The organism is Microbacterium deferens (assembly GCF_045517775.1).
GTDB lineage: Bacteria > Actinomycetota > Actinomycetes > Actinomycetales > Microbacteriaceae > Microbacterium.
Genome location: NZ_JBEUWT010000001.1, coordinates 1,879,243 through 1,900,411, shown reverse-complemented (window position 1 = coordinate 1,900,411; position 21,169 = coordinate 1,879,243). Strand labels below are relative to the sequence as shown.

The following is a 21,169-nucleotide window of genomic DNA, read 5'->3' as shown; positions in this document are numbered from 1 at the left end:
GAGAGGATGCACCGATGCCCCTTTACTTGAAGAGCGCCCCGACGAAATCGTTCACCGACACCGCGCAGACCGACGTCGCCGCCCGGGTGGGCTCGATCATCGCCGACATCCGCTCGAACGGCGATGAGGCCGTCCGCCGCTACGCCGACCAGTTCGACAAATGGACCGCGGAGTCCTTCCGTCTCGACGACGCGCAGATCGCCGAGATCATGGACACCCTCGATCAGCAGGTGATCGACGACATCGTCTTCGTCCAGACCCAGGTTCGCCGGTTCGCGCAGGCTCAGCGCGACTCACTCACCGACATCGAGATCGAGACCCTGCCCGGTGTGCACCTCGGACAGAAGCATGTCCCCGTGCAGGCCGCGGGCGCCTACATCCCCGGCGGCAAGTATCCCCTGACGGCCTCGGCGCACATGACGATCATCACGGCGAAGGTCGCGGGGGTCCCCCGCGTGGTGGCGTGCACGCCGCCGATCCGCGGTGAGATCCCCGCGGCGACCGTGGCGGCCATGAAGCTGGCCGGCGCGGACGAGATCTACATCCTCGGCGGAGTGCAGGCGGTCACGGCGATGGCGGTCGGCACCGAGACGATCGACCCGGTCAACCTCATCGCCGGCCCGGGCAACGCCTACGTCGCCGAGGCGAAGCGTCAGCTCTTCGGCGAGGTCGGCATCGACCTCTTCGCCGGTCCGACCGAGATCCTCATCGTTGCCGACGACGACGCAGACCCGTTCTTCACCGCGGTCGATCTGCTGTCGCAGGCCGAGCACGGCCCGGAGTCGCCCGCCGTGCTCATCACCACCTCGCAGGCGCTCGGCGAGAAGGTGATCGCCCACATCGAAGCCCTGCTGCCGGGGATGTCGACGAGAGACTATGCGGAGCCCGCCTGGCGTGACTGGGGTCAGGTGATCGTCGTCGACGACATCGACGAGGCCTACGAGCTGGCCGACTCCTTCGCGTTCGAGCACGTGCAGATCTTCACGAAGGAGCCACGCGAGGCCCTCACCAAGATGCACGACTACGGAGCCCTCTTCCTCGGCGAGAACACGTGCGTGTCGTACGGCGACAAGGTCATCGGCACCAACCACGTGCTCCCGACCCTCGGCGCGGCCCGTTACACCGGCGGACTCTGGGTCGGAAAGTACCTGCGCACGGTCACCTACCAGGAGATCGTCGAGCCGTCCTCCTCGGCCCTCCTGGGAGAGGTGTGCGGACGTGCGGCGCGCGTGGAGTTGTTCGAAGGACACGCCCGTTCGGGCGACGCGCGCGCGTGGCGACACGGCGGCGCCACCTTCGGGTGGATCGACGAGAGCGTGGGCGCGGAGACCGGCGCCCGATGACTGACCTCGGCGGCCGCACCGCGGTGATCACGGGCGGCGGAAGCGGACTGGGGGCGGCCATCGCCACGGCGCTGCACGAGGCGGGCGCCGAGGTCGTCGTCGTCGGCCGCGATCCGTCGAAGCTCGACGCGATCGTCGACCGGTTGGGGACGAAGGCGCGGCGCGTCGTCTGCGACGTCGCCGACCCTTCGTCGGTCGACCGACTGCGCGACGCGCTGGCCGACACCGAGATCTCCATCCTCGTCAACAACGCGGGCATCGCCGGTCCTGTCGCCGCTCTCACCGACATCTCGGTGGAGCAGTGGGACGAGGTCTTCGACATCAACGTCCGCGGCACGTTCCTCATGTGCCGGGCCTTCCTGCCCGCCATGACCGCCCGCGGTTCCGGCGACGTGATCAACATCGCGTCGGTGTCGGGAAAGCGGCCGCTGGCCCACCGGACGCCCTACACCGCCTCGAAGATGGCCGTCCTCGGGCTCACGTCCACTCTCGCCTTCGAGGTGGGTCCGGCCGGCGTCAGCGTCAACACCCTCTCGCCGGGTCCGGTCGCCGGGCCTCGGATGGATCGCAACTTCCGCCTCGAGGCGGAGCGCTCGGGGAGCACGGTCGACGACGCGGAAGCGGCGTTCGTCTCGCGCGCGGCGCTGGGCCGGATGGTCACCGAGGAGGAGGTCGGCGGCGCCGTCGTGGCGATGCTCGGCATGTCGGGCATGTGCGGTGCCGACATCGACCTGTCCGCCGGGATGGTCGCGTGATGCCCGAGTCTCTGCGCGCTCGCGCGCTGGCCGGCGAGCGCCTCCTCGGCGTGCTGCTGCGCATGCCCGCCGAGGAGCTCGTCGAGATGACCGCGGTCGCGGGCTACGACTTCGTGTTGATCGACTGCGAGCACGGCCCGGCCGACCTTCTCGCCCTCCGCCAGCACATCGCCGCGGCCGGCCTTCACGGCGTTCCCGTGATCGTCCGCGTCGGCGAAGGCGACGGGGGCTCGATCCTCCGGGTGCTCGACCAGGGAGCGGTCGGGGTCGTTGCGCCGCATCTGGACGACGCCCGCGACGCCGCCGCGCTCGTCGCCGCGGCGCACTACCCGCCGCTCGGAGCCCGGGGGTTCGCCACCTACAGCCGCGCCGGTCGCTTCGGTGAGGCCGACGCGGCGGCTCACAAAGACTGGTTCCTCCAGAACACCCTCGTGATCGGCATGATCGAATCCCCCGCGGGGGTCGCGGCGGCCGCAGACATCGTGGCGACACCCGGGCTCGACGGGATCATGATCGGCCCCGCCGACCTCGCCGCGTCGTCGCATGCCGACGACCTCCCCGTCGCCGAAGCCTCCGCCCGCGTCAACGCGTCGATCGCGTCGGCGGGGAAGCTCCGCATGGACATCGTGGGGACGACGGATGCTGCGACCGCCGCGTTCGACAACGGAGCGCACCTGGTCGTCTACAACCTGGCCCACGCCCTCATGAGCCACTTGCGTACGCTGCTGACCCCGCGGGGGTGAGGCGCCGGTCGCGCCACGAACGGACGAGGGCGCCGAAGGCGGCCGGCTGCACGAGGGGCAGCAGGTGCCCCGCATCCAGTGACACCACCCGCGCACCCCTGACCTCGTTCGCGATCTCGACGTGGAATGACGGGGGGCACACCGTGTCGTGCGCCCCCGACACCACGAGGGTCGGCACGCGGACGGCCCGAAGGCCCGGTCGCTGGTCGGTGCGCGTCTCCTGCATCAGCAACTGCGCGCGCAGGGTCTCCGCTCCCGTCGACTCTCCCATCGCCGCGGTGCGCGCCACCAGGTCGGGCCGATCGGCCACGGTCCGGGGTGTGAGCAGCGCGTCGATGATCGACTCCTGGAGCGACCGGGCGGATTCGCCGCGGTCGAGCCGATCGATCCAGCCCCGCCACGATCGTCGCTGCTCGTCGGTCGGCGCCTTGGCATTGGTCGACACCAGGCACAGCCCGGCGACACGGGAGGGCGCCCGGGCGATCAGCGCCATCGCCACGATCGCCCCCAGCGACAGCCCGCCCAGCGCGAACACCGGGGGCAGCGTATCGAGCAGGTGCTCGACCTGGGCGTCGATGGATCCCTCGGTCAGCTCGGGAGTGAGCGCATCGTCGAGACCGCACCCCGCCCAGAGGTCGGCCGTGCAGTTCATCCCCGCCAGGAGGACGAGCGGCACGGCCGACACCCCGCTCAGCCCTTCACCGCGCCGTCGCTGAGCCCGGCGACGAGGTACTTCTGCGCGATGAATGCGATCACCACCACCGGAATGGTCAGGAGGATGGAGGCCGCTCCCGCCTGTTGGAGCATCGGCAGCGTCTGGCCCAGCTGCGTGGCGATGAAGACCGGCACCGTCTTCGACGACGAGTCCGTCAGAACGAGCGCCGTGAGGTACTCCTGGAACGCGAACAGGAAGACGAAGATCCCGGCCGTGAGGATTCCCGGGCCCATCAGCGGAATCATCACGCGACGCAGCATCCCGATCCTGCTGCATCCGTCGATCATCGCGGCCTCGTCCAGTTCGCGTGGGATCTCGGCGAAGAAGTTGCGCAACAGCCAGATCGTGAACGGTTGATTGATCGCCACGAGTGCGATCGCCAGGGCGAACGTCGTGTCGTAGATCCCGAGTGCGCGGCTGATGTCGTACATCGGCAGCACCACGGCGAACCGTGGGAGCGCTCGGAAGATGAGGGCGAGCACGAGGAGAAGGGCGGAGACGTAGCTCGGGAACCGCGACAGCGCATACGCCGCGGGGATGCCGATGATGAGCGCGACGACGGTCGAGACCACGGCCACCACGACGGTGTTCACGAGGTAGTCGGCGAAGTACGTCGTCTGCCACAGGTCGACGAAGGCCTGAACCGTCGGCTCGTACCCCCACACCACCGGCGGATTGGCGAAAGCCACGTTGGTGGGTTTCGTGACCGAGAGGGTCATCCAGATGAAGGGGCTGAGCATCACCACGCAGAGGATGGCGAGCAGGAGCCCGGTGACGATGGGCGGACGCCCCCAGCGACCGCGGCGCCGGCGGGGCCCCTTGCCTTCGATATCTCCGGTGGTGATGGCACGGGTGGAGAGTCCGTCACTGGTGAGCGTCATCGTGCGACCCTCGCTTCCTTGAAGATGCCGCGGATGAAGGGAATGAGCATGACCAGGATCAGCCCGATCGTGAGGACGTTGATGGCACTGCCGAGTCCGAGGTTCTGCGCTCCGTCGGCGAAGGCCACGGAGTAGACGTAGAGCATGATCGACTCGTTGCCGATCGCCGCGGCCTGTGGCGACAACGGGATCAGGTTGTCGAACATGCGCAGCACGTCCATGATCGAGATCAGCGTGACGAACCCGACCACGCCCCTGATCGTCGGGATGATGACGTGCAGGTGGGTCTGCAGACCGTTCGCCCCATCGATTCTCGCTGCCTCTTTGAGCTCGGCCGGCACGCCCTGCAGGCCCGCCAGGATGATCAGCATCGCGAAGGGCAGCATGTGCCACACGGTGTTCGAGATCACGAGGATCGCGTTCGGCACCTGATCGGTGAACCACAGCACCTGGCTGCCGCCCAGGAGACCGATGAAGCGATTGGCCACGCCTCCGAAGTTGTCGTCGAACAGCCACGAGTAGGCGACGGCGCCGACGAGGTTCGGCAGCACGTACGACACCAGCATGATGCCGAGCACCAGCGGCCGAGAGGTGGTGAGCCGGTTGATGCCGGTCGCGATGATGTATCCCAGAACCAGCAGGATGGCCGTCGTGATGACGGTGACGACGACCGTGAACAGCGCCGCCTTCCCGAACCGCACGTCGGTCAGGGCGTCGGCGAAATTGGCGAGACCCACGAAGGTGCCGGGGGTGCCGTAGCGGACGCTCTCGAAGCTCCACTGGATCGTCCGCACCAGCGGGATGACCAGCAGCCCCGTCATGATGAGGAAACTCGGAGCGAAAAGCAGCCAGAACTCGCGCGCTTTCATGGGCGTTACTCCCTTCGCCGGAGTGCGGCCCGGACCAGGATCCGGGCCGCACTCGTCGGTGGTTGTGGGTGGACGTCGATCAGCCGACGAAGGCTTCGCCCGCGGCCTGCATCTGCGCCATACCCTCGTCGACCGACACGTTGCCCGCCAGGATCTGGACGAGGATCGGACGGATCTCGTTCGTCAGGTCGGCGAGCACCGGCGAGACGACGGGCGGCATCGCGGCCGCGATCGACTCGTTGGCAGCCTCGCCGTAGGGCGAGTTCTCGGCGGTGACCATACCCTCGCGCGCCGGGTAGGCCGCGGGGACGGATGCTGTCGATGCCTCCTCGCTGACGGCCGAGGCCATCATGACGAACAGCATGTCGTGGTCGAGCTCGGTGTTGAAGGGGATCGACCACCCGTCGATGGAGAGACGGTTGTACGCGTATTCGGCGGAGCTGGTGAGCTTCGGCGGTCCCGCGAAGGCGAACGAATCGGCGAGGTTGCTGTTCGTGTCGAGGGTGAGGTCGCTCATGCGTCCGGAGAACATGATCGACATCGCCGCGGTGCCGTTGTACATCTGCTGCTGCACCTTGGGCTGGTCGAAGGTGGTGACCTGCGGGTCCATGTACGGCTTGAGCGCCAGCATTCCCTCGAGCGCCTGCTGCGCCTCGGGGGTGTCGAGCGTGACATCGCCGGCGTCGTTGACGAAGTCGGCGCCCAGCGAGTTCATCGCCGCCTGGAAACTGGTGGACACGTCGGAGGTGGCGAGCCACGGCAGTGCGATGGGGTAGTCCATCTTGCCCGCGGCCTTGATCTTCTCGGCAGCCGCGATCATCTCGTCGAACGTGGTCGGCACGTCGATGCCGAGCTCCTCGAAGATGTCGGTGCGGTACGCCATGACGAACATCTGCGCCTGCATCGGCAGGGCGTAGAGCTCGCCGTCGAACGACATTCCGGTGCGCATCGACTCGCTGATCTTGTCGAGACCGTAGTCGGCGGCGTACTTGTCGTACAGGTCGTTCAGGGGTACGAGCTTCTCGTCGGTGGCGAGGCCGGGGATGACGAATCCGTAGGTTTCGATGATGTCGTAGGTGCCGGTGTCACCCGCCAGGGTGGCGGTCGTCTTGGTGACCTGTCCACCGAAGTCGATGGGGTCGTGCTTGACGGTGACATCGTCCTTGGAGCAACTCGACACCATGGTGTCGGTGAACGGGTCGATGGCGGAGGAGTTGTAGGCGAGCACGTTGACGGTGGTCGCCGAATCGGGGGCTGTGTAATCGCAAGTGACCTCGGTGGCATTCGCGTTGCCGGTGCGGCTGCCGGCGCCGCATCCTGCTAGAGCGAGTGCACCCACGGCCGCCGCAACGATGAGGGCGAATGCGCGCTTCTTGGTGGATGACATGGCCACACCGTATACGTATGCATACTGCTTAGGGAAGCCTAATTCACGCGAAATCTTTCGACACCCGGCTGTAACATGAATACGTATAAGCTCACCGCGGCGAGCACAAAGCGCCTCGCGGGGCGCACCGGCACCCCCCGACCACTCGTCCGGGCCGGGCTCGGTGACGGGGTTCAGGACTGCTGGGCGGCCGCCTCGTTGCGGTGGTGGCGGATCACCTCGGCGACGACGAAGTTGAACCACTTCTCAGCGAAGGCGGGATCGAGGTCGGCGTCTTCGGCGAGCCTCTTGAGGCGCGCGATCTGCTGCTCCTCGCGTGTCGGATCCGACGCCGGCATGTCGTGCTTGGCCTTGAGGACCCCCACCTGCTTGGTGCAGCGGAAGCGCTCGGCGAGCAGGAAGATCAGAGCCGCGTCGATGTTGTCGATGCTCCCCCGGAGCCCCGCGAGAACCACGGCGGGGTCGGACTCGGTCGATGTGGGTTCGGTCATGGCTTCCTCCGGCTTTGACGATACCGGTTGGCCGGGCGCACACCGCAGTGCCGCGTTCCCTGTGGTCGCGCCGCCGCAGCCCTAGAGTGTGACCCATGCGCGTCACCCCTAAGAAGTCCGCCTCAGACGCGGATCCGACCTCGCCCGGCGCCGACGGCGTGCACTCCGAGGGCCGCTCTCCGAACAAGCCGATCTGGGCGAATCTGGCCAGCCCCTTCGGCGTCGGATTCTTCATCACCCTCGGCGGACTCGCCGCGGTGCTGCTCGGGATCGCCATCTCGAACCTCTCGACGGTCATCATCTACGTCGCCTTCGCGCTGTTCGCCGCTCTCGGGCTCGACCCCCTGGTGCGGTTCCTCGGGCGTCGCGGGCTGTCGCGCGCGTGGTCGATCGTCGTGGTGTCGATCGCCTTCGCGGGGGTGCTCATCGGCATCCTGCTGCTGATCATCCCCACCGTGGTCCGCCAGGTCACCCAGTTCGTCACCGACGCCCCCGGGCTCGTCAGCGACTTCATGCGCAGCGACGTCTACCAGTGGCTCCAGGCGAACTTCGGCGACAGCGTGACCGACATCGTCGCCGACGTGCAGAAGTTCCTCACCGATCCCGGCAATATCGCCGCGATCGGCGGCGGCGTGCTCCAGGTGGGCATCACGATCGGTACCGGCATCTCCGGCGTCATCATCGTGATCGTCCTCAGCCTCTACTTCCTCGCATCGCTGCCGAACATGAAGACCGCGTTCGTCCGCCTCGTGCCGGCTCGCAACCGCGCGGGCGTCGCCGATATGACGGAGCAGATCACCGATTCCGTCGGCGGGTACCTCATGGGCATGGTGGTGCTGGCGTTCTGCAACGCGGTCGTCGCGTTCTTCCTCCTCCTCTTCCTCGGCTTCCCGTTCCCCGCGCTGATGGCCGTGGTCGCGTTCTGCATCACGCTGATCCCGCTCGTCGGTTCGGTTCTCTTCTGGGCGATCGGAACCGTACTCGTCCTGTTCGTGGATCCGATCGACGCGCTCATCTTCGCCGGCATCTACCTCGTGTACATGCAGCTCGAGGCATATGTGCTCACACCGCGCGTGATGAACCGCACCATCTCGGTGCCCGGAGCGCTCGTCGTCATCGGAGCGCTGGTCGGCGGAACACTGCTCGGGCTCCTCGGAGCCCTCGTCGCGATCCCGGTCACCGCGTCGATCCTGCTGATCGTGAAGCAGGTCGTCGTGCCGCGCCAGGACGCGAAGAAGTAGCCGTCGCGCACGCACCGCCGCCGGAGAACGTCACCGTCGTCGGAGCGTGCGAGGCCGATTCTCCGACCTCGGCGTGGATCTCCGACGTTCGGTCAGCGCGTCGGCAGCAGGCAGGTCGGGGTCGGAGCCGCAGTGCGGTGACGGACCCGTCCGGGAATGCCGGTGCGCTCGTCGATGAGGAGCGAGACGACCTCGCTCGCCCGCTGGCCGGCGACGAGGAGGGTGTCGCGCACCACGACGTGGTTGCGCGGCCAGTGCGTGCCCGCCTCCACGAAGGCGAGCGGCACGAGACCGCTGCCGTCTCCGGTGATGCGCACGACGCCGAGCGCGTCGCTTCCGCGTACCCCCGCGTAGAGCATCTCGCGGTCATGGCTCGGGGTGATCTCGGCGGCGGTGTCCGACCCGAGCTGCACGTCGGGCGACAGCGAGACACCGGAGACGATGCGCCACACCCCGTCGACGCCCGCGCGCAGGGCGAACACCTCGCAACTGAGCTCGGTGAGCACGTACAGATGCCCGCTCGGGTGCCAGACGGTGTGCCGGGGGCCGCTCCCCCGGGGGAGCACGACCTCCTGCACCAGCCGAAGCCCGCCCGTCGTCGCCCGCCAGAAGCGCACGAGGTCGAGCCCCATGTCGGTGGTGGCCACAAGGCCTCCGCCGAGGAAGACGCTCTGGTGAGCCCGGGAGGGGCGCGGCTCGGAGGGGTCGTCGGATGCTGCGCCGTCGCGCGCCGTCGGAGGCTCCGCCGCATCCGGCTCGTCGTGATCCGGAACGAGGTGCGCGAACTCCGCACCCGCGGCCTCCCGCAGGGCTCGGGTCGCGGCAGCGAGGTCGCTCACCGGCGAGGAGGCGACCGCCGAGGCGGCGTCGGGGCCGAACGGATCGCTCGCGGCGGGGGCGATCCAGGGCGACGAGGGCCGCCCCTCCGCATCCAGCGCCATCCGCACGACGCGCCCGTCGTTCCAGCAGCTCGCGAGGAGGAAAGCACCGTCGGGTGAGACGCCGACGTGGCACACCGCCGAGCCCGCCTCGACGGGACGCCCGTGGCGCGCGAGAGTCGTCTCGCCGGTGAGGCGGTACGCCTGCACCGTGCCGTCGCCTTCGAGGGCGGCGTAGAGCACGTCGAGCGAGGGGTGACGGGCGATCCACGAGGGTGAGCCGGGCGCGACGACGGCCGTCGGCCCCAGCCCGAGCGGGCCGGAGGCCCAGGGTGAGTCGGCCTCGCCCGCCTGCAGCAGCCCGATGCCTTCGGCCTCGCCCTTGCCGCTCGCGGAGTACCCGCCGACCCAGAGGCGCATCAGTCGACCAGAGGCGTGCGCACGATCACGGCGTCGCGGGCGGCGCCGACTCCGATGACCGAGATGCGCGTGCCGCTCATGCCCTCCAGCGCGAGCACGTAGTCCTGGGCCTCCCGCGGGAGGTCGTCGAAGGTGCGGGCACCCGAGATGTCGCTCTTCCAGCCCGGGAAGTACTCGAGGATCGGCTTCGCGTGGTGGAAGTCGGTCTGGCTCACCGGCACCTCGTCGAAGCGCACCCCGTCGACGTCGTAGGCGACGCACACGGGGATCTGCTCGAGACCCGACAGGATGTCGAGCTTCGTGAGCACCAGGTCGGTGATGCCGTTGATGCGCGTCGCGTACCGCGTGATCGGAGCGTCGTACCAGCCCACCCGGCGAGGACGCCCGGTGGTGGTGCCGAACTCGAAGCCGCGCGAGCGCAGCCATTCGCCCTGCTCGTCGAAGAGCTCGGTCGGGAACGGGCCCGACCCGACGCGGGTCGTGTAGGCCTTCACGATGCCGACGATGCGATCGAGGCGGTTGGGTCCGACGCCGGCACCGGTCGCCGCGCCGCCGGCGGTGGCCGACGACGACGTGACGAAGGGGTAGGTGCCGTGGTCGACGTCGAGCATGGTCGCCTGGCCGCCCTCGAAGACCACGACCTCGCCGGCGTCGAGCGCCTCGTTCAGCAGAAGCGAGGTGTCGGCGACCATAGGCCGCAGCCGCTCGGCGTACGAGAGCAGGTCTTCGACGATCTCGTCGACGGCGATCGCGCGCCGGTTGAAGACCTTCACCAGGAGGTGGTTCTTGCCGTCGAGGGCGCCCTCGACCTTCTGCCGCAGGATGTTCTCGTCGAAGAGGTCCTGCACGCGGATGCCGACGCGGTTGATCTTGTCGGCGTAGGCCGGACCGATGCCGCGGCCGGTCGTTCCGATCTGACGCTTGCCGAGGAAGCGCTCGGTGACCTTGTCGAGCGTGCGGTGGTACTGGGTGATGACGTGGGCGTTGGCGCTGACGCGCAGGCGCGACGTGTCGAGGCCTCGGGCGTTGAGGGCCTCGAGCTCGTAGAAGAGCACCTCGAGGTCGACCACGACGCCGTTGCCGATGACCGGGATGACCCCGGGCGAGAGGATGCCCGAGGGCAGCAGGTGCAGGGCGTACTTCTCGTCGCCGATGACGACGGTGTGCCCGGCGTTGTTGCCGCCGTTGAACTTCACGACCCAGTCGGTGCGTTCGCCGAGGAGGTCGGTCGCCTTCCCCTTGCCTTCGTCGCCCCACTGGACTCCGACGATGACGATTCCAGGCATGGGCGCTCCTCGCGTCGATGGCACAGATCCGTCCCATTCTACCGAGGGGGGCGTCGAACGCCGCCGCCCCCTCGCCCGGGGGCGGCGCGACGCCCGCCCCCTGCATGCGGGGGAATACATCGCGGTCGGCGCGCATTGCTCTTCGTGACGGTCGATTGGTCCGTCGTCTCCCCCCGATCGAGAATGTTCGAATCATGCCCGCATCCGACGACCACGCCCGCTGGCACGCCGCCCGAGAGCGCGCCGTCGCCTCGCCGACCGGAAACCTCTCGCTCGTCGAGACGCGGTGGACCGGCGAGCTCCCCGACATCGACGCGGCCCGCGCCGCAGCATCCGCGACCGTCGAGGTCACTCCGATTCAGCGCACCGCGATCGACGGCAGCGGCGCGGTCGAGCACGGCCTGCGGTTCTGGGACGCCGACGCCCCCGCGATCCGCGCGTTCGACCGCATCGACGCCTACCCCTACGACCCGACGTGGGTGCTCGAGGGCACCTTCACCCCGGTGGCGGAAGGCCGCACTGTGCCCTTCGAGCACATCCGCGACAACGGCGGCACCCGAGACCTCGTCGTCCCCGGTGACATCGCGCTGACCCTCGACGGGCGCGACTACACGCTCGCCGCCTTCGACGACGGCGGGAAGCTCCTGCTCGTCTTCGGCGATGCGACGAACGGCGACGAGACGTACGGCGCCGGCCGGTTCCTCTTCGTGGAGCACCACGCCGACGACCCGCAGCGCGTGATCCTCGACTTCAACCGCGCGTTCGTGCCGCCGTGCGGTTTCTCGGCCCAGTACAACTGCCCCCTGCCTCCCGCCTCGAACCGGTTCCCCGTTCCGGTCCGCGCCGGGGAGAAGACCGTCGTCTTCCGCGACGGCTTCGACATCTACGCGGCCTGAGCCGCACCCGAACCACAGCACCCTCCCACCGCACCCTGGAGTCACCCCCATGAGAAGACCCCTCATCGCCGTGTCGGCGACCCTCGCCGCAGCGCTCGTCCTCGCCGGCTGCTCTACCGGCGGCGGCACGAGTGCCGAGAGCTCCGACGACGCGACCATCGCGATCGGCTCGCTGTACGAACCGCAGAACCTCAGCAACACCCAGGGCGGCGGCCAGGGCGTCACCGAGGCGTTCAACGGCAACGTGTACGAGGGCCTCTACAAGCTCACGGACGACGGCCAGGTCGAACCCCTCCTCGCCGAGGGCGAAGAGGTCAGCGACGACGGCCTCACCTACACGATCACCCTGCGCGAGGGCGTCACCTTCCACTCCGGCAAGGCGCTCACGTCGGCCGACGTGAAGGCGAGCGTCGAGGCGGTCACCGCCGACGACTCGCAGTCGGCTCGCAAGTCGAGCTTCGCCACCATCGCCGACATCGCGACCCCCGACGACCAGACCGTGGTCTTCACGCTCTCGCAGCGCTCGATCTCGTTCCTCTACAACCTCAGCTACGTCTGGATCGTCAACGCCGAGGCCGGCGACCTGACGCAGGACGAGGACGGCACCGGCCCGTACACGCTCGATGAGTGGCGCCAGGGCAGCACCCTCACCCTCACGCGCTGGGACGAGTACTGGGGCGAGCCGGCGAAGAACGCCGAGGTCGTCTTCACGTACTTCACCGACGCCACCGCCGAGAACAACGCGCTGCTGACCGGCGAGATCGACCTCATCACCAGCGTGCAGAGCCCCGATTCGCTCACCCAGTTCGAGGGCAACGCCGACTACGTCGTGAGCGAGGGCACGTCGACCACGAAGGAACTGCTCGCGTTCAACGACCGCGTCGCCCCCTTCGACAACGCGCTGGTGCGCAAGGCCGTCTACTCCGCGATCGACACCCAGAAGCTCCTCACCTCGATCTGGGGCGACTACGGCACCCTCATCGGCTCGATGGTGCCCCCGACCGACCCCTGGTACGTCGATCTCACCCAGGTGAACCCCTACGACCCCGACCTCTCGACGCAGCTGCTGACCGAAGCCGGCTACGCCGACGGGTTCACGTTCACGCTCGACACCCCGAGCTACGACCCGCACCCGGCCGTCGCCGAGTTCCTGCAGTCGCAGTTGGCCGCGGTCGGGATCACGGTCGAGATCAACACGATCAGCGCCGACGAGTGGTACTCGAAGGTCTTCAAGGAGCGCGACTTCACCGCCACGCTCCAGGAGCACGTGAACGACCGCGACGTCGTCTGGTACGGCAACCCCGACTTCTACTGGGGCTACGACAACGCCGAGGTTCAGCAGTGGGTGTCCGAGGCCGAGCAGGCCCAGACCACCGACGAGCAGACCGAGCTGCTGAAGAAGGTCAACGAGCAGATCGCCGAGGATGCGGCTAGCGTGTGGCTGTACCTGTACCCGCAGATCGTGGTCGCCGGAAGCGACCTCAGCGGATACCCCGTCAACGGCCTGAACTCGCAGTTCTTCGCCTACGACATCGTCAAGTCCTGATCGTCTCGTTCATCCGTCGGGGGATGCTGCGGTCCGCTCGGGCTCGCAGCATCCCCCCGCCCGTTCCCTGTTGAGATCCGATGCTCACCTACGTGCTCCGCCGCTCCGGGTTCCTCCTGGTGTCGCTGGTGGTCGCCCTCGTCGTGATCTTCGTGCTGCTGCGCCTCCTGCCGGGCGATCCGGCCAACGCGCTGCTGTCGATCGACGCGACGCCCGAGCAGATCGCCGCGGCTCGCGCGCAGGTGGGCTCGGATCAGCCGTTGCTGACGCAGTTCGCCACCTGGGCGGGGCAGCTCGTGCGCTTCGACCTCGGGGAGTCGTACATCAGCTCGCGGCCCGTCGGACCCGAGATCGCCTCGCGCCTGGCGATCACGCTGCCCTTGACGCTGCTCGCCTTCGGGCTCGCGCTCGTCCTGTCGCTCGTCATCGGCATCACCGCCGCGGTGAAGGCCGACCGCTGGTACGGGGTCGTGCTGAGCGGCTTCTCTCAGCTCGGCGTCGCCGTGCCCGTGTTCTGGGTCGGTGTGATCCTCGTGTGGATCTTCGCTCTGCAGCTCGGACTCCTCCCCTCGGGAGGTTTCCCGCGCAGCGACTGGGAAGACCCGGCCGCCGCGCTTCGCGCCCTCACGCTCCCCGTCATCGCGATCGCGATCGTGATGAGCGCCTCGCTCAGCCGCTACGTGCGCTCGGCGACGCTCGACGTGCTCGGCAGCGACTACCTGCGCACTGCCCGCGCGGGCGGCGCCGGGATGACCGAGGCGCTGCTGCGCCACGGTCTGCGCAACGGCGCCGTACCCGTCGTCGCGGTACTCGGCGTGGAGCTGTCGACCACGCTCCTCGGCGCTGTCGTGGTCGAGAGCGTCTTCACGCTCCCCGGCCTCGGCAGCCTGCTGCTCACCGGAATCCAGCAGCATGACTACGCGAACATCCAGGGCGTGCTCGTGGTGAGCACCCTGTTCGTGCTGCTCGTCGGGTTCGCCGCCGACATCGCGCAGCGCCTCATCGATCCGCGCTTGCGCACGAGCGTCTCGGGCAACCGATGAGCGCCGTCGTCGAGCAGAACATCGCGGATGCTGCGCCCGCAGCATCCCGGCGGCGCTCGATCACCCTCGTGGTCGGGATCGTGCTCACCGCCCTGGTCGTCGTCGTCGCGCTGGTGTCGCTGTTCTGGCTGCCCTACCCGCTCGACGACATCAGCGGGGGGCGGCTCGACGGACCGAGCGCGGCGCACCTCCTCGGCACCGACCGCCTCGGCCGCGACCTCCTGTCGCAGCTGATGGTCGGCGCCCGCATCGCACTGCTGGTCGGTGCCGGTGCGGTGCTCCTCGCCGGCGTGCTCGGAACGCTCGTCGGGCTGGTGACGGCGTTCTCGCGCCCCTGGCTCGACGACACGCTCTCCTCGGCCCTCGACGTCGTGATCGCGTTCCCCGTGCTGCTGCTGGCGATGCTCGTCGTCGCCGTGCAGGGCGCGTCGCTGTGGTCGGCGACCCTCGCGATCGGGCTGGCGATGTCGGCCGTCGTCGCCCGACTGACCCGCATCCTCGCCCGGCGTGTGCTGCAGGAGCAGTACGTCACGGCCGCCCGCACGAGCGGCACCCGTCTGCTCGGGATCGTGTGGCACCACGTGCTGCCCAACATCGCCCCCACCCTGGCGGTGAGCCTCGCCCTGCAGTTCGGCGTCGCCGTGCTGGCGGAGGCGAGCCTGTCGTACCTCGGCCTCGGCGCCCCACCGCCCAACGCCTCGTGGGGACGGATGCTGCAGGAGGCCCAGGGCACCGTGCTGAACGCCCCCGTGGGCGCGATCGCGCCCGGCCTCGCGATCGTCGCCCTGGTGCTGGGCGTTAACTTCCTCGCCGACGGCCTGCGCGACGTCGCCGATCCGACGAGACGGAGGGCGCGATGAGCCTCCTCGACGTGACGGGCCTGACGGTGATGGCGGATGCTGCGCCCCTCGTAGACGACGTCTCTTTCACCCTCGACGCCGGAGACCGCGTGGGGCTGATCGGCGAATCGGGGTCGGGAAAGTCGCTGACCTCGCTCGCCGCGGTCGGGCTCCTCCCCTCCGCGCTGCGCGTCACCGGCTCGGTGCGCCTCGACGGGCACGAGATCGTCGGCACCCCCGACGCGCGGCTGCGCGCACTCCGTGGTCCGGTTGCGCAGGTCGTCTTCCAGGAGCCACTGACGGCGCTGGATCCGCTCATGCGCGTCGGGAAGCAGATCGCCGAGCCGCTGCGACGCCACCTCGACCTGCGCGGAGGTGCGCTCGGGGAGGCCGTCTCGACCGCGCTGGCGGAAGTCGCCCTGACCGACCCGCGCATCGCGCGCGCCTACCCGCACGAGCTCTCGGGCGGTCAGCGTCAGCGCGTCGCGATCGCGATCGCCCTCGCCGCTCGCCCCCAGCTGCTCATCGCCGACGAGCCGACCACCGCGCTCGACGTCACGGTGCAGGACGCCGTGCTGACCCTCCTCGAAAGGCTCATCGCCGAGCGGGGCATGGCGCTGCTCTTCGTCAGCCACGACCTCGCCGTCGTCGCTCGGATGGTCGAGCGCATCGTCGTGCTGCAGCGCGGCGTCGCCGTCGAGGAGGGGCCGGTCGACCGCGTGCTGCGCGATCCGCAGCATCCGTACACCCGCGCCCTCGTCGCCAGCGCCCGTGCGCTCGACGCCGCCCTCGACCCCGACGTCGGAGGTGCCGAATGAGCGTCATCGAACTGCGCGAGGCCGGATTCTCGTACGGGTCGCGCACCGTGCTCGACGACGTCTCACTCAGCGTCGCCGAGGGGGAGTCGGTGGGGCTCGTCGGCGAATCGGGTGCGGGCAAGTCGACGATCCTGCGCCTCATGCTGGGCCTGTCCGCCCCGCGCGACGGCTCGGTGCTCTTCGACGGGGCGCCCCTCGACCTCCGCGACCGGGCTCTGATGCGGCGATTCCGCGCCAGCGTGCAACCCGTATTCCAAGACCCGTACTCGTCGCTCGATCCGCGACAGCGCGTCGACCGGATCGTCGGCGAGCCGCTGCGCTCCCTCGGCCTCGCCCGCGGCGTCGACGCCGCATCCCGTGTCGAAGAGGCGATCTCCGCCGTCGGCCTCGACGCCGATACCCTCACCCGGTACCCGCACGAGTTCTCCGGAGGCCAGCGTCAGCGCATCGCGATCGCGCGGGCGCTCGTCTCGCGCCCGCGCGTGCTGCTCGCCGACGAACCGGTCAGCGCGCTCGACGTCACGACCCGTGTTCAGGTGATCGACCTACTCGCCCGCCTCCGCCGCGAGAACGGCCTCACGCTGGTGATGGTCTCGCACGACCTCAGCGCCGTGGCCTCGGTCTGCGAGCGCACCGTGGTGCTGCAGCACGGCCGGATCGTCGAGGCGGGCGCGACGCGCAGCATCCTCTCCTCCCCCACGACGGCGTACGCCCGTCAGCTCGTCGCCGCGGTGCCGCGCCTGCCGCGCTGACCGACGGCACGTCGCGACCCCGGAGGTCGCGCCGACTCTCGGCCCTCGCCCCTCCTGCCGAACCCGCCCCTTTCCGCCCGAACCAGCCCCTCCTGCCCGAACCCGCCCCCTCCTGTCCGTACCCGCCCCCTCCTGCCCGAACTCAGGATGGTTGGTCGAGCGCCCCCGCGGAGGCGCACATTTCCGGGGCCACCCGCAGGATGCGCCCCACCTCAGCCTGAGTACGGGCAAGGACCCGGGCGAGAAGGGCGAGAACGCACGGGCTGGACGGGATGGCGAGGCGGGCGGGACGGGCGGGACGGGCCCCGCGTCGCTTCAGGAGGTCGCGCCGACTCTCCAGTCTCGGCCCCCTCCCGCCCGTACTCAGGATGGTTGGTCGAGCGATCCCCGCGGAGGCGCGCATTCCCGGGGGCAGCCGCACTATGCGCCCCACCTCAGCCTGAGTACGGGCGGGGACGCCGACGAGAAGGGCAAGGACGCACGGGCGGGACGGCGGGACGGCGAGGTGGGCGGGACGGGCGGGACGGGCGGGACGGCGAGGCGGGCGGAACGGGTGCGGGACGGGCCCCGCGTCGCTTCGGGAGGTCGCACCGGCTCTCCGGTCTCGCCCCTCCCGCCCGAACTCAGGATGGTTGGTCGAGCGCCCCCGCGGAGGCGCACATTTCCGGGGCCACCCGCAGGATGCGCCCCACCTCAGCCTGAGTACGGGCGAAGTTCGCGACGGGACGGCGGCGGCAACGCGGCGCGGCGGCGGACGAGGCGGCGGCCGCTCTAATCTGGGAGCATGCGCACCCGCTTCGCCACCGTCTCTCTTGCCGCCCTTTCGCTGTTGGTCCTGGCGGGGTGCGCGAGCCCCGCGACACCTGCTGCGGAGCCGACCGCCGACGGCGCGTGCTCCTACGTCGCGGGCGGCCAGGCCGCTGCCGACGTCACCGCTCCTCCGACCGAACCCGTCGCCGCGCAGAACGTGACCCTCGAGACGTCGGCCGGCGCGATTCCGATGACCTTCGACGCCGAGCGCACGCCGTGCACCGTCAACAGCTTCGTCTCGCTCGCCCAGCAGGGCTACTTCGACGACACCGAGTGCCACCGTCTGACCACCGCGGCGTCGGGCATCTACGTACTGCAGTGCGGCGACCCCTCCGCCACCGGCATGGGCGGCCCCGGCTACAGCTTCGACGACGAGCTCGACGGCAGCGAGACCTACCCCGCCGGCACCGTCGCGATGGCCAATGCCGGCCCCGACACCAACGGCTCGCAGTTCTTCCTCGTGTACGAGGACTCCCAGCTCCCCCCGTCGTACACCGTGTTCGGACAGATGGATGCTGCGGGGCTCGCGGTCGTGCGTGAGGTCGCCGCCGCCGGTTCCGACGGCGGCTCCGGCGACGGCGCCCCCGTGACGCCGGTCGTGATCACGGACGTCACGGTCGACTGATCCTCGACCTGCGGGAACGACGAAGGGGACGGCCCGCAGGCCGTCCCCTTCGTCGTTCCCTGCGGGGTCAGCGCCCCGAGCGCCGCTTGCTGAGCACGTCGAACGCGACGGCGAGCAGCAGCACGAGTCCCTTGATGACCTGCTGCCACGCGGCATCCACCGACAGGATCGACAGGCCCTGGTTGAGCACACCCATGACCAGACCACCGATGACCGCGCCGACGACCGTGCCGACACCGCCCTGCACCGCAGCACCACCGATGAAGACGGCGGCGATGGCGTCGAGCTCGAAGCTGGTACCGGCCGAGGCGACCGCGCTTCCGGCTCGCGCGGTGCTGACCACGCCGGCGAGTCCGGCGAGGAACCCCATGTTGACGAAGATGAAGAAGGTGACCCACTTCGTCTTGACGCCCGACATCTGAGCGGCGAAGAGGTTGCCGCCCATCGCGTACACGTGACGGCCGAACACCGTGCGGCTGAGCACGAACGAGTAAATGAGGATGAGCGCCGCGAGGATGATGAGGATGATCGGCGTGCCCCGGTTGTAAGCCAGCAGGTAGGCGACGTACATGATCGCGGCAACGGCGATGCCCACCTTGATCCAGGCCGACACGGCGCGCTCGCGGGGCAGTCCGAGCCGCCGCAGCGTCGCCCGGGTGCGCACCTGCTGGACCACCAGCGCGACGGCCGCGAGCGCCGCGATCGCGAAGGTGATGAGGTCGGGGGTTCCCGTGGTCGGCAGTGTGCCCGAGCCGATGGCGTTGAACTCCGCCGGCAGACCGCTGATCGTGCCGCCGGTGAGAAGCACGAGCGCGAGACCGCGGAAGACGAGCATGCCGGCCAGAGTCACGATAAACGCGGGTATGCCGACGAAAGCGACCCAGAACCCCTGCCACGCCCCGATCACCGCACCGGTAATGAGGGCGACCACGACGGCGGCCCACCAGGGCAACCCCCACGACTGCATGGACAGCGCCGCGACCGCACCGACGACGGCGACGATCGAGCCGACGGAGAGGTCGATGTGGCCCGCGATGATGACGATCACCATGCCGATCGCGAGGATCAGCACGTACGCGTTCTGCTGAATGAGGTTGCTGACGTTGCCGGGGTAGAGCAGTCGTCCTCCGGTGAGCACCTGGAACAGGAGGATGATGATCGCGAGCGCGGCGAGGATCCCGTACTGCCGCATATCGATGCGCAGCCGTCGACGCGGCTTGCCGGGCCCGATCGGACCGGTCGGGGTGGCTTGCTCGGGCGCGGTGACGGTCACGGCTTTACTCCTTCGGGTCTGCCTGCGGTCATATGCCGCATCAGTTCTTCTTGCGTTGCGTCGGCACGGGCGATCTCGCCGGTGAGGCGGCCCTCGGCGATCGTGTAGATGCGGTCGGCGAGACCGATCAGTTCGGGCAGCTCGGACGAGATCACGATGACGGCCTTACCCTGCGCGGCAAGCTCGTTGATGATCCCGTAGATCTCGAACTTGGCCCCCACGTCGATGCCTCGAGTGGGCTCGTCGAGGATCAGCACGTCGGGACCCGAGTAGATCCACTTGCTGAGCACGACCTTCTGCTGGTTGCCGCCGGAGAGGAAGCCCGTGAGGGTCGACACCGACGGCGTCTTGATGTTCATCTGCTTGCGGTAGTCCTCGGCCACGGCGTACTCGCGGTTTCGGTCGATGACGCCGAGCCGGGCGAGCTTGCCCAGGGCCGCCGCCGACACGTTGACCGTGATGCTGCCGATGAGGTTGAGTCCGTAGCGTTTGCGGTCCTCCGTCGCGTAGGCGATGCCGTGGCGGATGGCCTCGTCAACGGTCTTCGTCGAGATCTCGACGCCGTCTTTGAACACCTTTCCCGAGATGTCGGTGCCGTAGGAACGACCGAAGATGCTCATCGCGAGCTCGGTGCGCCCCGCTCCCATGAGCCCGGCGAATCCGACGATCTCGCCGGCACGCACCGAGAACGACACGTCGTCGACGACCTTCCGGGTGGGGTCGACCGGGTGGTAGGCGTTCCAGTGCTCCACCCGGAACTTCTCCTCGCCGATCTGCGGATCGCGGTGGGGGAACTGGCTGTCGAGCGACCGGCCGACCATGTCGCGGATGATGCGGGTCTCGATGGCGTCGGAGTCTTCGACGGGGAACGCCTCGATGGTCGAGCCGTCGCGGATTACCGTGACGGTGTCGGCGATCGCCCGGATCTCCTTGAGCTTGTGCGAGATGATGATCGAGGTGATGCCCTGCCCGCGCAGGTGCTTGATGAGGTCGAGAAGATGGGCCGAGTCGTCGTCGTTCAGCGCCGCGGTCGGTTCGTCGAGGATGAGGAGCTTCACCCGCTTCGACAGGGCTTTCGCGATCTCGACGAGCTGCTGCTTGCCCACGCCGAGCTCGAGCACCTTGGTCGCCGGGCTCTCCTGCAGCCCGACGCGGGCGATGAGCTTCGCGGCCTCGGCGTTGGTCTGGTTCCAGTCGATCACCCCGCCGCGCGCGTTCTCGTTGCCGAGGAAGATGTTCTCGGCGATCGACAGGTAGGGGCTGAGGGCGAGCTCCTGGTGGATGATGACGATGCCGTCGCGCTCGCTGTCGTTGATCGACCGGTACGCCACCTCTTTGCCTTCGAAGGTGATCGTGCCGTCGAACGACCCGTGCGGGTACACGCCGCTGAGCACCTTCATCAGGGTCGACTTCCCCGCGCCGTTCTCGCCGCACACGGCGTGCACTTCGCCGCGCCTGACCTCGAGGTCGACGCCGTTGAGTGCCTTGACGCCGCTGAAGTCCTTCACGATGCCCTGCATCGTGAGAATGGCGTTGTTCATTCTGTCCCTTTGCTCGA

General features: G+C 69.0%; 20 protein-coding genes. 11 read left to right on the top strand and 9 right to left on the bottom strand.

Going from position 1 to position 21,169, the window contains the following annotated elements:
* Nucleotides 1–14 precede the first annotated feature (14 nt).
* From hisD to ABTU82_RS09030, 3 genes are read left to right on the top strand one after another with little or no spacing between them, the layout of a single operon-like run.
* The gene (gene hisD / locus ABTU82_RS09040) at nucleotides 15–1,343 is read left to right on the top strand and encodes a histidinol dehydrogenase (protein ID WP_407173005.1); all 1,329 of its coding nucleotides are present in this window, start codon (nucleotides 15–17) and stop codon (nucleotides 1,341–1,343) included.
* Nucleotides 1,340–2,098 carry an SDR family NAD(P)-dependent oxidoreductase gene (locus ABTU82_RS09035; protein WP_407173004.1) on the top strand — a complete coding sequence of 253 codons (759 nt, stop codon included), beginning with the start codon at nucleotides 1,340–1,342 and terminating at the stop codon, nucleotides 2,096–2,098. Before hisD ends, ABTU82_RS09035 begins: the two co-directional genes overlap by 4 nt.
* Nucleotides 2,098–2,841, top strand: coding sequence for an HpcH/HpaI aldolase family protein (locus ABTU82_RS09030; protein ID WP_407173003.1), 744 nt, complete (start codon nucleotides 2,098–2,100; stop codon nucleotides 2,839–2,841). The genes ABTU82_RS09035 and ABTU82_RS09030 overlap by 1 nt, the downstream gene beginning before the upstream one ends.
* Here ABTU82_RS09030 and ABTU82_RS09025 read toward each other — a convergent pair.
* The 5 genes from ABTU82_RS09025 to ABTU82_RS09005 all read right to left on the bottom strand — a co-directional run bounded on the left by ABTU82_RS09025 (nucleotide 2,801) and on the right by ABTU82_RS09005 (nucleotide 7,184).
* Nucleotides 2,801–3,526 (bottom strand): alpha/beta fold hydrolase, encoded by a 726-nt coding sequence (locus tag ABTU82_RS09025; RefSeq protein ID WP_407173001.1) that lies wholly within the window; start codon nucleotides 3,524–3,526, stop codon nucleotides 2,801–2,803. The genes ABTU82_RS09030 and ABTU82_RS09025 overlap by 41 nt on opposite strands.
* Nucleotides 3,527–3,531: 5 nt before the next feature.
* Complete coding sequence (locus ABTU82_RS09020) at nucleotides 3,532–4,437, bottom strand: carbohydrate ABC transporter permease (RefSeq protein WP_116647023.1); 906 nt, start codon at nucleotides 4,435–4,437, stop codon at nucleotides 3,532–3,534.
* Complete coding sequence (locus ABTU82_RS09015) at nucleotides 4,434–5,306, bottom strand: carbohydrate ABC transporter permease (protein WP_407172999.1); 873 nt, start codon at nucleotides 5,304–5,306, stop codon at nucleotides 4,434–4,436. Before ABTU82_RS09015 ends, ABTU82_RS09020 begins: the two co-directional genes overlap by 4 nt.
* 79 nt (nucleotides 5,307–5,385) lie before the next feature.
* Complete coding sequence (locus ABTU82_RS09010) at nucleotides 5,386–6,489, bottom strand: ABC transporter substrate-binding protein (RefSeq protein ID WP_407173313.1); 1,104 nt, start codon at nucleotides 6,487–6,489, stop codon at nucleotides 5,386–5,388.
* Nucleotides 6,490–6,866: 377 nt separating this feature from the next.
* Nucleotides 6,867–7,184: a chorismate mutase gene (locus ABTU82_RS09005; protein ID WP_407172998.1), complete on the bottom strand. Its 318-nt coding sequence runs from the start codon at nucleotides 7,182–7,184 to the stop codon at nucleotides 6,867–6,869.
* A gap of 95 nt (nucleotides 7,185–7,279) precedes the next feature.
* Between ABTU82_RS09005 and ABTU82_RS09000 the strand changes: the two genes are divergently transcribed.
* A complete protein-coding gene (locus ABTU82_RS09000; protein ID WP_407172997.1) occupies nucleotides 7,280–8,425 on the top strand; it encodes an AI-2E family transporter in 1,146 nt (381 codons plus the stop codon).
* A gap of 92 nt (nucleotides 8,426–8,517) precedes the next feature.
* On the opposite strand, the gene ABTU82_RS08995 is transcribed toward ABTU82_RS09000, so the two are convergent.
* Entirely contained in the window at nucleotides 8,518–9,723 is a 1,206-nt protein-coding gene (locus tag ABTU82_RS08995; RefSeq protein WP_407172995.1) for a lactonase family protein, read from the bottom strand.
* Complete coding sequence (locus ABTU82_RS08990) at nucleotides 9,723–11,009, bottom strand: adenylosuccinate synthase (RefSeq protein WP_116647017.1); 1,287 nt, start codon at nucleotides 11,007–11,009, stop codon at nucleotides 9,723–9,725. The genes ABTU82_RS08995 and ABTU82_RS08990 overlap by 1 nt, the downstream gene beginning before the upstream one ends.
* Before the next feature lie 194 nt (nucleotides 11,010–11,203).
* Here ABTU82_RS08990 and ABTU82_RS08985 point away from each other — a divergent pair, with 194 nt between their 5' ends.
* From ABTU82_RS08985 to ABTU82_RS08955, 7 genes are all read left to right on the top strand, one after another.
* A complete protein-coding gene (locus ABTU82_RS08985) occupies nucleotides 11,204–11,905 on the top strand; it encodes a DUF1684 domain-containing protein (protein ID WP_407172993.1) in 702 nt (233 codons plus the stop codon).
* Between the two features lie 49 nt (nucleotides 11,906–11,954).
* Entirely contained in the window at nucleotides 11,955–13,451 is a 1,497-nt protein-coding gene (locus ABTU82_RS08980; protein ID WP_407172992.1) for an ABC transporter substrate-binding protein, read from the top strand.
* 80 nt (nucleotides 13,452–13,531) lie between these two features.
* Nucleotides 13,532–14,494: an ABC transporter permease gene (locus ABTU82_RS08975; RefSeq protein WP_407172990.1), complete on the top strand. Its 963-nt coding sequence runs from the start codon at nucleotides 13,532–13,534 to the stop codon at nucleotides 14,492–14,494.
* Nucleotides 14,491–15,354: an ABC transporter permease gene (locus tag ABTU82_RS08970; protein ID WP_407172988.1), complete on the top strand. Its 864-nt coding sequence runs from the start codon at nucleotides 14,491–14,493 to the stop codon at nucleotides 15,352–15,354. The genes ABTU82_RS08975 and ABTU82_RS08970 overlap by 4 nt, the downstream gene beginning before the upstream one ends.
* The gene (locus tag ABTU82_RS08965; protein ID WP_407172987.1) at nucleotides 15,351–16,151 is read left to right on the top strand and encodes an ABC transporter ATP-binding protein; all 801 of its coding nucleotides are present in this window, start codon (nucleotides 15,351–15,353) and stop codon (nucleotides 16,149–16,151) included. The genes ABTU82_RS08970 and ABTU82_RS08965 overlap by 4 nt, the downstream gene beginning before the upstream one ends.
* Nucleotides 16,148–16,903, top strand: a complete 756-nt coding sequence (locus ABTU82_RS08960) for an ABC transporter ATP-binding protein (RefSeq protein WP_407172985.1) — start codon at nucleotides 16,148–16,150, stop codon at nucleotides 16,901–16,903. Before ABTU82_RS08965 ends, ABTU82_RS08960 begins: the two co-directional genes overlap by 4 nt.
* 784 nt (nucleotides 16,904–17,687) lie before the next feature.
* Nucleotides 17,688–18,338, top strand: coding sequence for a peptidylprolyl isomerase (locus ABTU82_RS08955; protein WP_407172984.1), 651 nt, complete (start codon nucleotides 17,688–17,690; stop codon nucleotides 18,336–18,338).
* Nucleotides 18,339–18,405: 67 nt separating this feature from the next.
* Here ABTU82_RS08955 and mmsB read toward each other — a convergent pair whose 3' ends face one another.
* A complete protein-coding gene (gene mmsB / locus ABTU82_RS08950) occupies nucleotides 18,406–19,611 on the bottom strand; it encodes a multiple monosaccharide ABC transporter permease (protein WP_116647009.1) in 1,206 nt (401 codons plus the stop codon).
* Complete coding sequence (gene mmsA, locus ABTU82_RS08945) at nucleotides 19,608–21,152, bottom strand: multiple monosaccharide ABC transporter ATP-binding protein (RefSeq protein WP_116647008.1); 1,545 nt, start codon at nucleotides 21,150–21,152, stop codon at nucleotides 19,608–19,610. Before mmsA ends, mmsB begins: the two co-directional genes overlap by 4 nt.
* Nucleotides 21,153–21,169 lie beyond the last annotated feature (17 nt).

Excerpts from the sequence above, each read along its gene's own strand:
- mmsA (WP_116647008.1), bottom strand. The coding sequence starts at position 21,152 with ATGAACAACGCCATTCTCACGATGCAGGGCATCGTGAAGGACTTCAGC.
- ABTU82_RS09035 (WP_407173004.1), top strand. The coding sequence starts at position 1,340 with ATGACTGACCTCGGCGGCCGCACCGCGGTGATCACGGGCGGCGGAAGC.
- ABTU82_RS08965 (WP_407172987.1), top strand. The coding sequence starts at position 15,351 with ATGAGCCTCCTCGACGTGACGGGCCTGACGGTGATGGCGGATGCTGCG.
- ABTU82_RS08955 (WP_407172984.1), top strand. The coding sequence starts at position 17,688 with ATGCGCACCCGCTTCGCCACCGTCTCTCTTGCCGCCCTTTCGCTGTTG.
- ABTU82_RS08980 (WP_407172992.1), top strand. The coding sequence starts at position 11,955 with ATGAGAAGACCCCTCATCGCCGTGTCGGCGACCCTCGCCGCAGCGCTC.
- ABTU82_RS09000 (WP_407172997.1), top strand. The coding sequence starts at position 7,280 with ATGCGCGTCACCCCTAAGAAGTCCGCCTCAGACGCGGATCCGACCTCG.
- ABTU82_RS08970 (WP_407172988.1), top strand. The coding sequence starts at position 14,491 with ATGAGCGCCGTCGTCGAGCAGAACATCGCGGATGCTGCGCCCGCAGCA.
- ABTU82_RS09030 (WP_407173003.1), top strand. The coding sequence starts at position 2,098 with ATGCCCGAGTCTCTGCGCGCTCGCGCGCTGGCCGGCGAGCGCCTCCTC.
- ABTU82_RS09015 (WP_407172999.1), bottom strand. The coding sequence starts at position 5,306 with ATGAAAGCGCGCGAGTTCTGGCTGCTTTTCGCTCCGAGTTTCCTCATC.
- ABTU82_RS08985 (WP_407172993.1), top strand. The coding sequence starts at position 11,204 with ATGCCCGCATCCGACGACCACGCCCGCTGGCACGCCGCCCGAGAGCGC.
- ABTU82_RS09010 (WP_407173313.1), bottom strand. The coding sequence starts at position 6,489 with ATGGTGTCGAGTTGCTCCAAGGACGATGTCACCGTCAAGCACGACCCC.
- ABTU82_RS08990 (WP_116647017.1), bottom strand. The coding sequence starts at position 11,009 with ATGCCTGGAATCGTCATCGTCGGAGTCCAGTGGGGCGACGAAGGCAAG.
- ABTU82_RS08975 (WP_407172990.1), top strand. The coding sequence starts at position 13,532 with ATGCTCACCTACGTGCTCCGCCGCTCCGGGTTCCTCCTGGTGTCGCTG.
- ABTU82_RS08995 (WP_407172995.1), bottom strand. The coding sequence starts at position 9,723 with ATGCGCCTCTGGGTCGGCGGGTACTCCGCGAGCGGCAAGGGCGAGGCC.
- ABTU82_RS09020 (WP_116647023.1), bottom strand. The coding sequence starts at position 4,437 with ATGACGCTCACCAGTGACGGACTCTCCACCCGTGCCATCACCACCGGA.
- hisD (WP_407173005.1), top strand. The coding sequence starts at position 15 with ATGCCCCTTTACTTGAAGAGCGCCCCGACGAAATCGTTCACCGACACC.
- ABTU82_RS08960 (WP_407172985.1), top strand. The coding sequence starts at position 16,148 with ATGAGCGTCATCGAACTGCGCGAGGCCGGATTCTCGTACGGGTCGCGC.
- ABTU82_RS09005 (WP_407172998.1), bottom strand. The coding sequence starts at position 7,184 with ATGACCGAACCCACATCGACCGAGTCCGACCCCGCCGTGGTTCTCGCG.